Annotated in this window: 16 protein-coding genes; 5 read left to right on the forward strand and 11 right to left on the reverse strand. The window is 61.8% G+C overall.

Annotated features, from left to right (window positions below; translation table 11 throughout):
- Positions 1-4 precede the first annotated feature (4 nt).
- The 11 genes from ATN84_RS20725 to ATN84_RS20775 form a co-directional block, all read right to left on the reverse strand.
- On the reverse strand, positions 5-1732 hold the full coding sequence (locus tag ATN84_RS20725; RefSeq protein WP_068884236.1) for a SulP family inorganic anion transporter: 1728 nt from the start codon (positions 1730-1732) through the stop codon (positions 5-7).
- 78 nt (positions 1733-1810) lie between these two features.
- Entirely contained in the window at positions 1811-2074 is a 264-nt protein-coding gene (locus ATN84_RS20730; protein WP_068884238.1) for a helix-turn-helix domain-containing protein, read from the reverse strand.
- Between the two features lie 148 nt (positions 2075-2222).
- The gene (locus tag ATN84_RS20735) at positions 2223-2711 is read right to left on the reverse strand and encodes a 2,4'-dihydroxyacetophenone dioxygenase family protein (RefSeq protein ID WP_068884240.1); all 489 of its coding nucleotides are present in this window, start codon (positions 2709-2711) and stop codon (positions 2223-2225) included.
- Between the two features lie 18 nt (positions 2712-2729).
- A complete protein-coding gene (locus ATN84_RS20740; RefSeq protein ID WP_068884242.1) occupies positions 2730-3434 on the reverse strand; it encodes an SDR family NAD(P)-dependent oxidoreductase in 705 nt (234 codons plus the stop codon).
- The gene (locus ATN84_RS20745) at positions 3431-4366 is read right to left on the reverse strand and encodes a sugar kinase (protein ID WP_068884244.1); all 936 of its coding nucleotides are present in this window, start codon (positions 4364-4366) and stop codon (positions 3431-3433) included. Before ATN84_RS20745 ends, ATN84_RS20740 begins: the two co-directional genes overlap by 4 nt.
- An 8-nt stretch (positions 4367-4374) precedes the next feature.
- A complete protein-coding gene (locus tag ATN84_RS20750) occupies positions 4375-5025 on the reverse strand; it encodes an RraA family protein (protein WP_068884248.1) in 651 nt (216 codons plus the stop codon).
- Positions 5026-5040: 15 nt separating this feature from the next.
- Positions 5041-6051, reverse strand: a complete 1011-nt coding sequence (locus tag ATN84_RS20755; RefSeq protein ID WP_068884250.1) for a C-terminal binding protein — start codon at positions 6049-6051, stop codon at positions 5041-5043.
- Between the two features lie 18 nt (positions 6052-6069).
- Positions 6070-7086: a DctP family TRAP transporter solute-binding subunit gene (locus ATN84_RS20760; protein ID WP_068884253.1), complete on the reverse strand. Its 1017-nt coding sequence runs from the start codon at positions 7084-7086 to the stop codon at positions 6070-6072.
- 33 nt (positions 7087-7119) lie between these two features.
- A complete protein-coding gene (locus ATN84_RS20765; RefSeq protein ID WP_068884255.1) occupies positions 7120-8409 on the reverse strand; it encodes a TRAP transporter large permease in 1290 nt (429 codons plus the stop codon).
- A complete protein-coding gene (locus ATN84_RS20770; protein WP_068884257.1) occupies positions 8406-8948 on the reverse strand; it encodes a TRAP transporter small permease in 543 nt (180 codons plus the stop codon). Before ATN84_RS20770 ends, ATN84_RS20765 begins: the two co-directional genes overlap by 4 nt.
- A gap of 45 nt (positions 8949-8993) precedes the next feature.
- On the reverse strand, positions 8994-10193 hold the full coding sequence (locus tag ATN84_RS20775; protein ID WP_068884258.1) for an L-dopachrome tautomerase-related protein: 1200 nt from the start codon (positions 10191-10193) through the stop codon (positions 8994-8996).
- Positions 10194-10371: 178 nt separating this feature from the next.
- Here ATN84_RS20775 and ATN84_RS20780 point away from each other — a divergent pair, with 178 nt between their 5' ends.
- From ATN84_RS20780 to ATN84_RS20800, 5 genes are all read left to right on the forward strand, one after another.
- Positions 10372-11088, forward strand: a complete 717-nt coding sequence (locus ATN84_RS20780) for a GntR family transcriptional regulator (RefSeq protein WP_068884260.1) — start codon at positions 10372-10374, stop codon at positions 11086-11088.
- A 93-nt stretch (positions 11089-11181) separates the two neighbouring features.
- The gene (locus ATN84_RS20785) at positions 11182-11451 is read left to right on the forward strand and encodes an acylphosphatase (RefSeq protein ID WP_068884262.1); all 270 of its coding nucleotides are present in this window, start codon (positions 11182-11184) and stop codon (positions 11449-11451) included.
- Between the two features lie 212 nt (positions 11452-11663).
- Positions 11664-12314: a Rieske 2Fe-2S domain-containing protein gene (locus ATN84_RS20790; RefSeq protein WP_082766412.1), complete on the forward strand. Its 651-nt coding sequence runs from the start codon at positions 11664-11666 to the stop codon at positions 12312-12314.
- A complete protein-coding gene (locus ATN84_RS20795; RefSeq protein ID WP_068884265.1) occupies positions 12311-13156 on the forward strand; it encodes an aromatic ring-hydroxylating oxygenase subunit alpha in 846 nt (281 codons plus the stop codon). Before ATN84_RS20790 ends, ATN84_RS20795 begins: the two co-directional genes overlap by 4 nt.
- Positions 13153-13812 (forward strand): glutathione S-transferase family protein, encoded by a 660-nt coding sequence (locus ATN84_RS20800; protein WP_068884267.1) that lies wholly within the window; start codon positions 13153-13155, stop codon positions 13810-13812. Before ATN84_RS20795 ends, ATN84_RS20800 begins: the two co-directional genes overlap by 4 nt.
- Position 13813: the final 1 nt, after the last annotated feature.

The following is a 13813-nucleotide window of genomic DNA, read 5'->3' on the forward strand; positions in this document are numbered from 1 at the left end:
TTGCCTATGCCGGCAACGGCTCCGCCGTCGGTTCGGAAGGTTTCACCTTACTTCGGGCCGCGGCAAGAGCATCGGCCAGCGTTCCGCGAAAACGCACGACGGGCGGCCTCACGCCATGGACCAGAAGCATGCGGCGGACTGGCCGCGTCGCCCCGGCGACATAGACCGCCGCGCCGTGCCGATGAGCCTTACGCACGAAACCCTGGATGGTGGCCGCTCCCGTCGAATCGAGGATCGGCACCGCCGAGAAATCGATGACATAGGCCTTGGGGTGCTCGCCCAGACGGTCGAGCGCCGCGCCGACGGCGGCCGCCGCGCCAAAGAAGAAGGCGCCGGAAATCCGGAAAACGGCGATATCCGGATCGGTCGCCAGATCCGCCTCATAGGGCTTGCGCTCGCCATTGGCGCTGTCAGCCTTGTCGTCCTCGGCAAGGGGACGGGCATTTTCCACCTCAACCGCCTGCGCCATGCGATGCAGGAAGAGCAGCGCGCTGATCGCAAAGCCGACGAGGATACCCTCGGTCAAATCACGGAAGGTGACCAGCAGGAAGGTGACGAGCAGCACGACGGCATCACCGGGCGAGGTGCGGACCAGCGTTGCGAACTCATGCTTCTCGGCCATGTTCCAGGCTACCACGGCGAGCACGCCGGCAAGAGCCGCCAGCGGAATGTAGGAGGCGAGCGGTGCTGCGACGAGCATGAACAAAAGCAGGAAAACCGAATGCAGCATGCCGGAAACGGGGCCACGCGCACCGGAGCGGACATTGATGGCGGTTCGGGCGATGTTACCGGTCACGCAGAACCCGCCGAAGAGCGGCGACGCCACATTGGCAAGCCCCTGCGCCACCAGCTCGCAATTGGAACGGTGCCGGCGGCCGGTCATGGAGTCCGCGACGACGGCGGAAAGCAGGCTTTCGATACAGCCGAGCAGCGCGAAGGACAGGGCACTGGGGAACACCTCGATTACCTTGGCAAGCGACAGCGGTGGCAGATGCGGCATCGGAAGCGACTGCGGAATGCCGCCGAAACGGGTGCCGATGGTCTCGACCGGCAGACCGACCAGGGCGGTCGCGACAGCGGCAACCGCCACCGCGATGATGAAGGACGGCCAGTGCGGCCGGTAACGACGGATCGCGACGATGATGCCGATCGTGATGATCGCGACAAGGATAGCCGATATGTTCGCCGTCGGCAGCGCATGGCCGATCGCCTCGAGCTTGGGCAGGAGCGGCCCCGGCTCATGCTCCAGCGTGAGGCCGAAAAGATCCCTGATCTGGCTGGCGAAGATGATGACCGCGATACCGGCGGTGAAGCCGACGGTCACGGGATAGGGAATATATTTGATGAAGGTCCCGAGCCGCAGGAGTCCGATCGCCAAGAGGATCAACCCCGAGAGAAGCGTGGCGAGCAGAAGCCCGTCGACGCCGTGCTGCGCCACGGTCGCCGAGACAAGCACGATGAAGGCGCCGGCCGGGCCGCCGATCTGGAAGCGGCTGCCGCCTAGCGCCGAGACGATGAAACCGCCGATGATCGAGGTATAGAGTCCATGTTCCGGAGCGACGCCCGAGGCAATGGCGATCGCCATGGAGAGCGGCAGGGCGACGATCGCCACCGTCAGCCCCGATAAGGCGTCCGCCTTCAGATCCGACAGGCGATAACCTTCTCTCAAAAGGGTAACGAGCTTGGGCGTATAGAGCTCGGAGAAACTTGCCCTGACAGACCGGGTGGCCATGACAATCCTTTCGCATAATAACGATACGGGCGGGATCGTCGGCCGGGTTGGGGTCGGCGCCGCTCTGCGGCTTCAAAATCAGCGCTGTTCGTCCGGCGGCTGCTTGAGGCGAACGCCTCTCCCGCCACCACTGCTGACAGCATTTTCGCCGATGAGCTCGATGCCTGCGCGGTCGAGCGCCTCGACGATCTTCGTCAGGGAGTCGATCACCCCGCGCACATTGCCCTGGCTTGCCTCCATGCGCTGAATGGTCGGCACCGACACGCCGGCGAGTTCCGCAAGCTGTCGCTGGTCGATCCCCAGGAGCGCGCGGGCAGCACGCATCTGCGCGGCGGTGATCACAAGACGCCTCCTTTGAAGCTTTAAAAGAGCGATATCATCAATGCAGATTGATGTCTAGAACATCAGTACTGATGGCTGCGCACAAATAGCATGACGGGCTCCTCCATATGGGAGGAGCCCGCCGCTCAAACACCATGATGGGTTTCAGCTACCGCACGAACTGCTTGATGAAGTCCTCTCCGAGCCCAACCTTCCGGTAGTGCTCGATACACATGTCGATCTTGGTGAAAACGTCCTCGAAGCCGGTGTGATCGCCGTTTTCGTCGACATAGTACATGCAGCCGGAAATATTGAAGAAAGTGATCATCTCCTCGACATCGTCGGGCACGGTGAGCGTATGCGTTTCGCCCGGCGGCTCGAACACATAGGAACCTTCGGTCGCGATCCAGTCATGTTCGAGGTAACGCCATTTGCCCTTGATGACATAGCCGTGCACCGGACCGGGATGGCGATGCCGGCTGAGGATGCCCGAACGGCGCACCCGCAACAGGTTGCACCAGCCGCCCTGGACCGTGTTGAGCATCAGCGGGCGGAACCAGACATTCGGCGCCTGCGGTACCCAGACGCGCTCATCCTCCGGCAGGGCTGTGGTGACGATCTCGGGCGGCGAAAGGGGGTGGACGGAAACATAGGACATGATCTTCTCCTCGTTTGATCAGGCGGCGGCATATCCGCCATCGACGGGCAGGATGACGCCGGTGACGAACCGTGCTGTTTCGGAACACAGAAAAACAACAGGGCCTGCCACGTCCTCCGGCGTTCCCCAGCGACGCATCGGCGTGCGCTGGATGATAGGGTCGGCACGCTCGGCATCCTCATAGAGCGGCCGCGTCAGCTCGGTAGCGATCCAGCCCGGCGCGATCGCGTTGACGCGGATGCCCTCACCCGCCCATGCGACGGCGAGCGCCTTGGTCAGCTGCGCCACGCCGCCCTTGCTTGCGGTATAGGCGGGAACCGCAGGCCCACCGAAGAAGGAAAGCATCGAGGCGGTGTTGACGACCGCACCCTTGCTGTCGGCAAGCAGAGGCCTCGCCGCCATGCAGACCCGCATCGTACCGGTGAGGTTCACATCGACGACTTGCGCAAAGGTCGCGGGATCGAACTCGGCGCCGGCGCGTCTGATCAGCCCGGCGCAGTTGACCAGCGCATCCAGACGGTCGAACGAGGCAAGGAGCGCCTTGACCGCATCCTCGTCGCGCACGTCGAGAACTGAGCCGCTGAGGCCTGTCCGCTTCGGCATGGCTTCGATCTCGGCGGCGTCGACACCGGTAGCCGTGACCTCATAGCCGGCATCGCACAGGGCCTGGGCCGCGGCCAATCCAATGCCGCGGCCCCCACCCGTCACCAGCGCTTTCTTCATTGATGAACCTCTTCCCCAAGAAACTGCAAGACCTCCGCCCGCCTCGGTATGGGTGCAACCGCGCCATAACCGCAGGTGGAAAGCGCCGCCGCCGCATTGGCATATCCGGCAGCCTCCAATGGGCCCTCGCCCAATACGAGCATGGAAAGGAACGCTCCGTCAAACGTGTCGCCTGCGCCGGTGGCATCCACCGTTTCGACCGCGATGCCTTTGACCCGCCATCGCCCGTCGCCTGTCGCGACAAGAGCGCCTTCGGGTCCAAGCTTCAGCACGACCAATGGCACTCCGAGACGAAGATAAAAGTCCACAATGGCTTGCGGCTCGTCGAGCTCCGTCAGCACGGTCGCGTCTTCGAGGCTCGGGAAGATGACGTCGCAAAGCGGGATGGTAGCGTGGCTGATGGCACGGGCCCGGGCAAGCGGCCAGAGCTTGAGACGCAGATTGGTGTCATAGGAAATCCTGACCCCATTGGCGCGCGCCTCCTCGATCGCCGCGAAGACGGCGTCGCAGGCCGTGGCGCTGATCGCTTGGCTGATGCCCGATAAGTGGAGATATTTTGCCGAACCAATATAGTCCATCGGCAGCGCCGCTGGCGAAAGCCGGCTCGCCGCGGAACCAGCGCGCAGATAGCTGAAGACATGGCCCTCGGGTCCGTGGCTCACGAAATAGACGCCCGTATGCGCTCCCCCGTCCCGGATGACGCGGCTTGCATCCACCTTTTCTTCGTGCCAGAGCTTCAAAAATTCATCGCCGAAGGCATCCGCCCCGAGCGCTGTGACATAGCCGACACTCGCGCCTTGTCTCGCCGCAGCAATGGCGGCATTCGACGTATCGCCGCCATGGCCCAGCCGGTAATGGGCGCCGTTTTCCTGCCCGCGGGTCTGATTGAATTCGATCAGCGGCTCGCCAAGCGCTATGATATCAAGTGTCATTATCGTCCTCAGATGCGTCCGTATTTCGCCAGGCCCTGACGCAGCGATCCGGCCTGGATGATCAGCCGGGCCTGTTCGAGCTCGCGCTGGTCGATCTCCTGGGCCATGGCAAGGACGGCTTCCGCGTGCAGGCGCGGCACGACGACGACGCCATCGATATCGCCGACGACGATGTCGCCGGGATGGACGATGACGCCGCCGATCCGGACCGGCTCATTGGCGCAATAGGTGCGGAACCGGCCAAGCGTGGTGCCAGGAGAAACGGAGCGCGAGAAAACCGGGAAATCGTAATCCCTGCGGATCTCGGCGATATCGCGTACGCCGCCGTCGAGGATCGCCCCCTCATGCTTGTTGGCGACCGCGCCGGCTGTCATCAGTCCGCCCCAAACGGCGACATTCTCCTCGCCGCCGACCGAGATGCAGATGACGCTGCCCGCCGGGCTTTCGTCGATCGCATCCAGCGCGTGTTGCGGCGGCACGAATTCGTCCGATGGCGCCTCCAAAATGGTAACGGCCGGCCCGACGATCTTGCGATCGTTGATGCGTGGTTTGATGGCCTCGTCCATGAAACCACCCTTTCCGGTGATCTTGTCGACGGCATCGGCCACCGAGGCCGTCGCCACGCTCCGGAAGCCTGTGATCAATTCATCCAACGTCATTTCGACTTCTCCTGATCAGGTGTTGTTAAGCGTTTCGGAAGGGACGTCTTCCCATCGGTTGACCCAGTTTCTCGGCCTGTCACCCGCGAAGACGCGGGCGATTTCCTCGCTCGCCTTGCGGCGGAGATCCTGGACGGATTGCTCGGAATACCAGCCCGTATGGTCGCTCAGGACCACGTTCGAAAGCCCCAACAGCGGGTTGTCTCTCGCCGGCGGCTCCGTCTCGAATACATCGAGCCCCGCGCCGAATATCCGGCTTTCCGCCAGTGCCTCGTAGAGCGCCTGCGTATCGACAAGCCCGCCGCGCGACGTGTTGACGAGGATTGCCGTGGGCTTCATCAGATCGAGGCGTGCTTTGTTGATGATATGCCGGGTATCGTCGGTAAGCGGTGCGTGCAGCGATATCGCATCGCTTTCCCCGCACAACCGTTCGATGCTGCAGAGATCCGCACCCTCCGGCGTGGATTTCAGGAAGGGGTCGTATATTAGCGTATTCTCATATCCAAGCGCCCTCGCCTTACGATGGAAGGCATGGCCGATCCGGCCGTATCCGACCAGCCCCAAGGTTCCGCCCCGCAGCCGGTACATCGGCTCGGCTCGCGCGATATTCCAGCCGCCATTGCGTACCGTCCGGTCCCGCGAAACGATCCGGCGGGCGACGGCGAAGAGCAGTGCAAGCGCGTGGTCGCTCACTTCCTCGACCCCGTAATCTGGAACATTGGCGACGAAGATATGCCGCTCGGCCGCGGCCTTGCGGTCGACATTGTCAACGCCGACACCATAGCGCACGATTGCCCTGCATCCGGGCATCGCCGCAATGGCCTCGGCATCGACGGGGCTTTCACGCACCAGGACGGCATCGGCACCGAGAACAGCGCGCCGGACCGCTTCCGGATTGCCATTGCACGGCCTTTCGATCACACGTGCACCGAAGGGCGCGAGAACGGCCTCTTCTACTTCCGTCCCGCCATAGCCCTCATCGAGCACGATGACGAGGCGGGATCGTGTTTGCTGGTCTGACGTCATGATGCGCGCCGTACCTGTTTATTGGGAATTGGCCTGGGCGCCGGCGGCAGCTTTCAGAAGCTTCGACACCCATTCGGCGCCGATCGACCCTTCGAGTTGCTTCTGGACGGCCGGCTGAGCAATATCGCGAAAGGCGGCGATTTCCTCGGCCGTCGGCACATAGACCTCCATGCCGGCCTCGGTCAGCACCTTCTGAGCCGAGAGATCCTGCGCCCTGGTCATGTCGCGATGGATGTCGCGCGCCTGAACCACGCAACTGTCGATCGCCTTTTTCTCGACATCGGTAAGGCCCTCATAGAAGGTATCGCCGATGAGATAGGCGTGCAGGCTATAGACGTGGCCGTCGAGCGTCGCATATTTCTGGCTCTGGTAGAGACTGGCCGCCATGATATTGGTGACGCCGTTTTCCTGCCCGTCGACCGTGCCTTGCGCAAGGGCTGCCGGAAGCTCGGCCCAATCGATCGCCGACGCGCTCGCCCCCAGGCTTTCCACGAGGGAGATAAAGACGGGGGCCGGCTGCACGCGCATCTTGAGCCCCTTCATGTCTCCGGGCGTCTTGATCGGATGCTTGGAATTGGTGAAGTGCCGGATACCGTTATCGGCATAGGCGAGAAGGCGGATGCCGGTTTCCTCCCGCATCGCATCGGCGAATTCCTTGCCGAACGCACCGTCGAGAACCTTGTAGGCTGTCTCGTGGTCGGGGAAGATATATGGCAGCGCGAACACGTCGAACGGGCGATAGACGCTCGATATGCCACCGTCGTGGACGACGGCCATTTCGAGGGTTCCCAAGCGCAATCCCTCAAGCGCCGTGGTGGCGTTGCCGAGCTGGCCGGCAGGAAAGATCTGGACATCGATCGAACCATCGGTGGTATCCTCGACGCATTTCTCGAAGGCCAGGGCCGCGGCATGCTTTGGCTGGTCGGGACGACCCGGCTGATAATGCGTGTATTTCAGCACCTTGGTTTCGGCAGCGGCCATGCTCGTTCCGAGCGTGACCAATGCGGTCGTCAGCAGCATGAGTTTCCTAAACATCTCTCTATCCTCCTGTTTGAGAGCGAACCCTTTTTACCTGACGTAACCGAAGGCATTCGGCAGCCAGAGTGTGAGCGTCGGAAAAAGCACGATGAGTGCGAAAACGACGATTTCGGCGGCGAGCATCGGGATGATGGCGCGCGCCAGCGTGAAGATCGGAACCTTGGCAACGACGGTGATGACGAAGAGCACGGCGCCGACCGGCGGTGTGATCATGCCGATGGTGAGATTGAGAATGACGACCATCGCGAAATGCAACGGATCAATGCCCGCATTCTGTGCCAGAGGCGCCAGGATCGGCACGAGAATGATGACCGCCGGAAGCGTATCCAGGAACAGGCCGCAGACGAGCAGGAACAGCGACACGACGATGAGCAGCATCAGCGGCGATAGCCCCAGCGCGGCGATCTCCTGGCTGACCGTCTGCGGGATCTGCAGTACCGTCAGCATATAGGCGAAGATGCTGGCCATCGACACGACGAGCAGGACAGCCGAAGTCATCAATGCCGTGCTGACGAGAATGCGCGGCACCTGGCTGATCGACAATGTGCCGATGACGAACCGCCCGACAATAAAGGCATAGACCGCGGCCACGGCGGAAGCTTCCGTCGGCGTGAAGACGCCCCCGTGAATACCGCCCAGGATGATCACCGGCATCAGCAAGGCCGGAAACACTTTCCAGGAATCCCGCAGGAACTGGCCCCAGGCGGGACGCGGCAACGCGAAGGTGAAATTCTTCTGCCGGCTGATCCACCAGTTGACGAAGATGAGCGACCCGCCCAGCAGCAGGCCGGGCACGATACCGGCCAGGAACAGCCCGATGACGCTGACACTGTTGTCGGTCAGCGCATAGATGATCATGATGATCGATGGCGGGATGATCGGTGCGATGATAGCGCTGGAAGCCGTCAGTGCCGCCGCATAGGCCGTGGGATAGCCGGCCTGGCGCATCATCCGGATGATGACCGAGCCCGGACCAGCGGCATCCGCAAGTGCCGAGCCACTGATCCCGGCCATGAAGATCGCCATGATGACGTTGGCATAGCCAAGGCCGCCACGCACATTGCCGATCAATTGACAGGCGAAGCGCACCAGCAGGTCGGTGATACGGCCGCCCGTCATCAATTCCGCCGCGAGGATGAAGAACGGCACGGCCATCAGCGGAAAACTGTCGATGCCGCTGAAGAGACGCTGTGGCACCAGCATGGGCGAGAAGGTTCCGCCCCAGATGAGGGCCGCGATGCCCGCCCCGCCCATGGCGATCGAAACCGGGACGCCGACGACGAGCGCGATAATGAAAACAGCGAGAAGAACCGTGGTCATGCCTGTTGCCTTTCCACGGCGGAAAGCGTCAGCGCCTCGTTGGGCGATTCCGGGGCTATCTCGGAAGAGTGGAAATCACGATCGACATACCGCCTGAAGCCGAGAACGAGATGGACCGCGCATAGAAGGCAGCCGAGTGGGACGCCGAGATAGACGATGCCGAGCGGAATGTTGAGAACCGGCGATACCTGGCGCATGGTGAACTGCGCATACTGGAAGCCGTACCAGGCTACCGTCACCAGGAACATAAGGACGACGACGGCGATGACGATGCGCAGGCGGCGCGTCATGGCGACGGGCATCATGTCCTGCATGATCTCGACGGCGACATGAGACCCGGCCCGCAGCGCAAGGCCCGCGCCGAGATAAGCGACCCAGATCATCATGTAGCGGGTCAGTTCCTCGACCCAGGGAAGCGAAAACCCCGCGAGATAGCGCAGCCCGACATTGGCGAACACCAGCACCGTCATGACAAGCATTAGCCCGCCGACGACGACCTGATTTGCCCAGACAGAGGCGCGATCGAACTTTGAAAGCATATGGATCCTCCCAGGAAGGCGCCGGTTGGCGCCTCCGCAGCACAATCACTTGAGGTAAGGCTCGGCCTTGACCGGCAGGCGCCAGATCGTGAAGTTCGGAACCTGCGGATTGTCGAAATCCATGTCCTGATCTACCCAGAGATGAAGATGGTTCGAGATCACATGCAGCGTGCCGTCGGGCGCCCAGGCGAGCGTGTCGGGCCAGACCATTTCAGGGTGATAGGCGATCTGCGTCAGGCGTCTCGTTTCAGGCTCCCATCTGAGGACACCGTTGAGCTGCAGCGCGGTGAGATAGACATTGCCATCCTTGTCCGCCGTCAGCCCGTCTGTGTTGGAGGGCAGGACGACTTCCTCGCGAATGGCCGCCTGCAGCTCCGTCTCAGAGATTTTCGGATCCTTCAAAAGGGCGGTCGGCAGCGAATAGAGCGTATTGCCCGTCAGATTGGTCCAATAGAGCGTCTGCTTATCGCCGGAGAGCGCAATGCCGTCAGCGCCGGTGCGCATGCGTCCGTTCTTTAGAACCTGACGCCCATTAATCGCGAAGCTGAAATTCGGCTCGTCATTGGTGAATTTGGTGCCGTTGAGAACCCTGCGGGCCGTATTGGTGTTTTTGTCATAGACGATCAGGCCACCGCACAAGGGGTCGCTGAAAATACCGCTGTCGGTGATGTAGGCGAAACCCGAGGTGTTATCGACGACGACGTCGTTGAGAAACGAGCACTTCTTGTCGGAAACGTCGGACGGGAAGGAGAGACGCTGGATTTCCTTGCCCGACTTGATGTCCCAAAGGACGAGCTTTTCATCGTTCGGGCCAGACGGCGCGCCGGCGATATGGCCCTGGTCGAGGATCCACATCACGTCGTTTCCGTCGATCTCGAAGCCGAGTACGGCCTTCAGCCCGTCGGGATTCTTGACGTCGTTGAGCGCCGGCGAAGGAAATGGCTGGAGTTCAAAGCCCTCGCCCGATTTGACCAGCCTGGAGACCGTCGCCGGAATATCCGGTCCGCCCCAGCGCGCCGTGGTGACATATATGTTGCCTGCGGAATCGAACTTCAGGCCCTGCACCAGCGCCTTGCCGTTAAGCGCGCTTTCGCGCCAGCGACCGGCGGCATCCTTGTCCTCAAGTTTGTAAGCCAGACTGTTCCAGCGCGTCACCACCTCAGGCTTCCCCTCTTCAGCCATTGCGGGAGCACCGAGAGCCAACCCAGCCAATGCGGCGGCAAACGCCATCCCATGAATTTTCATGTCTGAACCTCCTCCCCTGTTCGCGGCGCCTTCCTTTTATGACGCCAAACTGCTACCTTAGGTGCTAGTTGCGAACTAAGGTAGCAGTTTCCCGGCAGCTGTAAAGAGGGTATTTAAGGATGGTCAGATAGATCGCCGGCAGCCCATCCCTAGCGTGAATGAAAAAGAGAGAGGCAGAATGAAAAAAGTCATCCGTCCCGGATTCCTCGTCGACGAAGTCGTGAGGGCAATCCGCGAGATGATCGTCGAGGGACAGGTACTGCCGGGTGAGCGGCTGTCCGAAAATGCGCTGGCCGCCGACCTCGGCGTATCGACGACGCCTGTGCGGGAGGCGATCGCGCTTCTGCGCCGCGAGGGACTGGTGACCGTGCAGCCGCAGTCGGGCACCTATGTCTTCGAACTTCAGCCAGGTGAGCTCAATCAATTATGCGAGCTGCGCTTCGCCCTGGAGCCGGCCGCGGTGCAACTGGCCCTCGACAATCCGGCTTCGACGCTCGCGCACGATCTCAAAGCCATTGTCGAGAAAATGAGGCTGGCGCAGGATGAAGGACGCGTTCGCGATTATTTGTCACTCGACACGGCCTTCCACGACACGATTATCGCGGCTTCCGGCAATCCTTATATCGCCAGCGCCTATGCGCTCATCGGCGCCAAGATGGCGGCGCTGCGCAACCGTCTCGGCAAGGATCCGCACCATATGCGGAAATCCATGCGCGAACATGTGGAGATCGCCGATGCCATTGGCAAGCGCGACCTGGCGCGCGCGACACAGATCCTCGTGCGCCACATCGCCCGCAAGGAAGGTTCCTATTGGGAGCACCTCGATCCCCGCAGCATCAGCGCCCCGGATGTCCCGGAGCCTGCCTCGGGCACGTCCCACCGTTCAGGCTCGTGAACACCAAGGTATCGGCTGATGATAGCAACGAAATAATTGGCGCATCGCATTCAGGCGCTATGCTAGAGTTCGGGAAACCAGTGCGAGCCTTTCATGACGGAGCAACACCACAGCCATTTCCGGGAGCGAATGATCATCCATGGAGAACTGGATGCCACTTCGTTCATTCCCTGGATCCAGCGCCATGCCGCCAAGCTCGGGCTTTGGCAGGCTGTTTCCCATACCAGTTCCGACCGGATAGAACTCGAGCTTGCAGGCCCTCCGGATCTGATCGACATGATGGAGATGGGTTGCTCGCTCGGCCCCATCGATGTCTGGGTCGAGACCATATATCGCACACCGCTCAAGGGCGAAACCAACTGACACATATCGCCAAACGTGCAGCGGCTTTGGACCCATGCCCCCTCAGGGTAGAGATGGCTCAATTTGGCTGTCCGCACATTCTGTGCACTTAATTTAATCAATGTTGCCAATGCAGAAAAATCATGCAAACGTCGGGACCCTGAGCAGCAAGCCGTCGTCTCGACCTCGGATTTGCATCCAGCAACACATTGATATTTCTGGAAAGTCGATACATGTCGTCCGACACGGCGGGTTCTTGGACGCCAATCGCCCTTTCCGCGGATTTACCAGCGGGAACCGTAATGCCGGCACGGATACCAGCCGGGCCGATTGCCCTCTGGCGCAGTCAAGCCGGCCACGCCGTGGCTTCGGCGGATAGATGCCCTCATCGCGGCATGCGCCTGTCGCATGGCTTTGTTCGCGGCGAAGCCCTTTCCTGCATCTATCATGGCTGGAGCTACGGGAAGACCGGAAACTGCCTGCGCATCCCGGCCCATCCGAGCCTTACGCCACCTGAAACGATCCGCGTGGCAACGCACGATGTCGAGGAATCGGACGGGATCATTTGGATCGCCCTCGGACAACCCGCGGCTCGGCCGCCCCGTTTTGAAGGGCTCGTTCCCCTGCGCTCGTTGACGGTGAATGCCAACGTCGCAGCGGTCGAAGCCGCGGCAGGCGCGAAAGCCGATCCGGAAGGTCTCGTCAGCCCCTCGCAACATCCGCAGGAGATCCGGCTGCTCCTCGCACCGCAAGACGATCAGACGCTGATCCATGTTCTCCTCGATGACAAAAGCAGTCCGTCCCGGCGGATCGCCGCCTCGCGTACTGCCGAAAGCCTGCGGCGGATGGCCGAAGACCTTCAGGCAAAAGTGCAGGCGTCATGACGGGAGGGGCGATGCGCGACGAATGGTATCCGGTTGGCCTCTTCAGCCAGCTCGACCGAAACGGACGCAACACGGTCCTGATGGGTGAACCCATCACGGTGGCGCTCGATGCCGAGGGTGCCGCGACGGTAACATCCGGTAGTGGGCGCGCTCTGCCCGTGCGCGTTCGCTACGGCCACGTCTGGTCAAGTCTCGGCAATCCCCGGAAGGAACTTTTTGCAATTCCCGAGGCCGATCAGCCCGGCCGCCGCTTCGTCGATGTCGGCGTGGTTCGCGTGCGTTGTTCGCCGCTGCGGGCGGTGGAGAACTTCCTCGACATCGCGCATTTCCCCTTCGTGCATACGGACATCCTTGGCGCGGAGCCGCACACGGAGGTCGAGGAATACAAGGTTGAAATCCGCAAGGACGAGGACGAGGTCTGGGCGACCCAGGTGAAATTCTACCAGCCGCAGGCCGCGAAGTCGGCAAACGGCGGCATCACGACGGAATATATGTACCGCGTTCCGGCACCCACCTGTTCCGTACTTTACAAAACCTGCCCGCCCCGTCCGGGCGAATGGGACGTCATCACCCTCTTCGTCCAGCCGCTTGCCGAGGATCTGTGCGACGTCTGGCCCTGGATGGCGCTCTTCGACGATGCCACCCCGATGGCCGACCTCATCCACTTTCAGCAGACCATCTTCCTGCAGGATCGGTCGATCCTGGAAAACCAGATCCCCCGGCTCCTGCCGCTCGATCCCGGAATGGAAATTCCCACACGAGCCGACCTGACGTCGGTCGCCTACAGGCGCTGGCTGAAACGCCACAACTACACATATGGCGCACAGTTGGTGGCGCAATGAAGCTTTATGACTACGTCCTTTCGCCCAGTTGCTACAAAGTGCGCCTGATGGCAGCGCTGATCGGCGTGAAACTGGAAATCAGGCCGGTGGATTTTCATCCCGGTGCCGAGCATCTCGGCCCCGAACTCATGGCGCTCAACCCGGCGGGCTCTATCCCCATACTGGAAGACGGAGATCTGATCCTGACCGAATCCACGGCCATGCTTGCCTATCTGGCCGCGAAGGCAGCGCCTGAATGGCTGGGCAGCGGCGCGCCGGAGGAAACAGCGCGCATACAGCAATGGCTCTCCTTTTCGCACAGGCTGACAGCCAGCCTTGGCGGCGCGCGCCTTCATGAGATGCTGCTGCGTCCCGGGGATATCGCCGCGCTTCAGGCACAGGGCATCGCAGCGCTTCGCGAGTTGGAGGCGGGCCTCGTGGAACAGGGCTTGCGCGGCATGCGCTTCCTTGCATCCGACCGGCCGACGATTGCCGACATCGCCTGCTTTCCATACGTGGCTCTCGCGCCGGACGGCGGGATCCTGCTCGACCCCTACCCCGCGATAAGGCTCTGGTCCCGCGCCATCCGTGGCCTCGATGACTTCATCGAGATGCCCGGCATCCACCGGCTGCACGAATTGAATCCCGAACCCCAAATCGAACCGGGCGCAGCGTGAC

Source organism: Paramesorhizobium deserti (assembly GCF_001558695.1).
GTDB classification, from domain to species: Bacteria; Pseudomonadota; Alphaproteobacteria; order Rhizobiales; family Rhizobiaceae; genus Paramesorhizobium; species Paramesorhizobium deserti.

Excerpts from the sequence above, each read along its gene's own strand:
- ATN84_RS20725 (WP_068884236.1), bottom strand. The coding sequence starts at position 1,732 with ATGGCCACCCGGTCTGTCAGGGCAAGTTTCTCCGAGCTCTATACGCCC.
- ATN84_RS20735 (WP_068884240.1), bottom strand. The coding sequence starts at position 2,711 with ATGTCCTATGTTTCCGTCCACCCCCTTTCGCCGCCCGAGATCGTCACC.
- ATN84_RS20740 (WP_068884242.1), bottom strand. The coding sequence starts at position 3,434 with ATGAAGAAAGCGCTGGTGACGGGTGGGGGCCGCGGCATTGGATTGGCC.
- ATN84_RS20745 (WP_068884244.1), bottom strand. The coding sequence starts at position 4,366 with ATGACACTTGATATCATAGCGCTTGGCGAGCCGCTGATCGAATTCAAT.
- ATN84_RS20750 (WP_068884248.1), bottom strand. The coding sequence starts at position 5,025 with ATGACGTTGGATGAATTGATCACAGGCTTCCGGAGCGTGGCGACGGCC.
- ATN84_RS20755 (WP_068884250.1), bottom strand. The coding sequence starts at position 6,051 with ATGACGTCAGACCAGCAAACACGATCCCGCCTCGTCATCGTGCTCGAT.
- ATN84_RS20760 (WP_068884253.1), bottom strand. The coding sequence starts at position 7,086 with ATGTTTAGGAAACTCATGCTGCTGACGACCGCATTGGTCACGCTCGGA.
- ATN84_RS20765 (WP_068884255.1), bottom strand. The coding sequence starts at position 8,409 with ATGACCACGGTTCTTCTCGCTGTTTTCATTATCGCGCTCGTCGTCGGC.
- ATN84_RS20770 (WP_068884257.1), bottom strand. The coding sequence starts at position 8,948 with ATGCTTTCAAAGTTCGATCGCGCCTCTGTCTGGGCAAATCAGGTCGTC.
- ATN84_RS20775 (WP_068884258.1), bottom strand. The coding sequence starts at position 10,193 with ATGAAAATTCATGGGATGGCGTTTGCCGCCGCATTGGCTGGGTTGGCT.
- ATN84_RS20780 (WP_068884260.1), top strand. The coding sequence starts at position 10,372 with ATGAAAAAAGTCATCCGTCCCGGATTCCTCGTCGACGAAGTCGTGAGG.
- ATN84_RS20785 (WP_068884262.1), top strand. The coding sequence starts at position 11,182 with ATGACGGAGCAACACCACAGCCATTTCCGGGAGCGAATGATCATCCAT.
- ATN84_RS20790 (WP_082766412.1), top strand. The coding sequence starts at position 11,664 with ATGTCGTCCGACACGGCGGGTTCTTGGACGCCAATCGCCCTTTCCGCG.
- ATN84_RS20795 (WP_068884265.1), top strand. The coding sequence starts at position 12,311 with ATGACGGGAGGGGCGATGCGCGACGAATGGTATCCGGTTGGCCTCTTC.
- ATN84_RS20800 (WP_068884267.1), top strand. The coding sequence starts at position 13,153 with ATGAAGCTTTATGACTACGTCCTTTCGCCCAGTTGCTACAAAGTGCGC.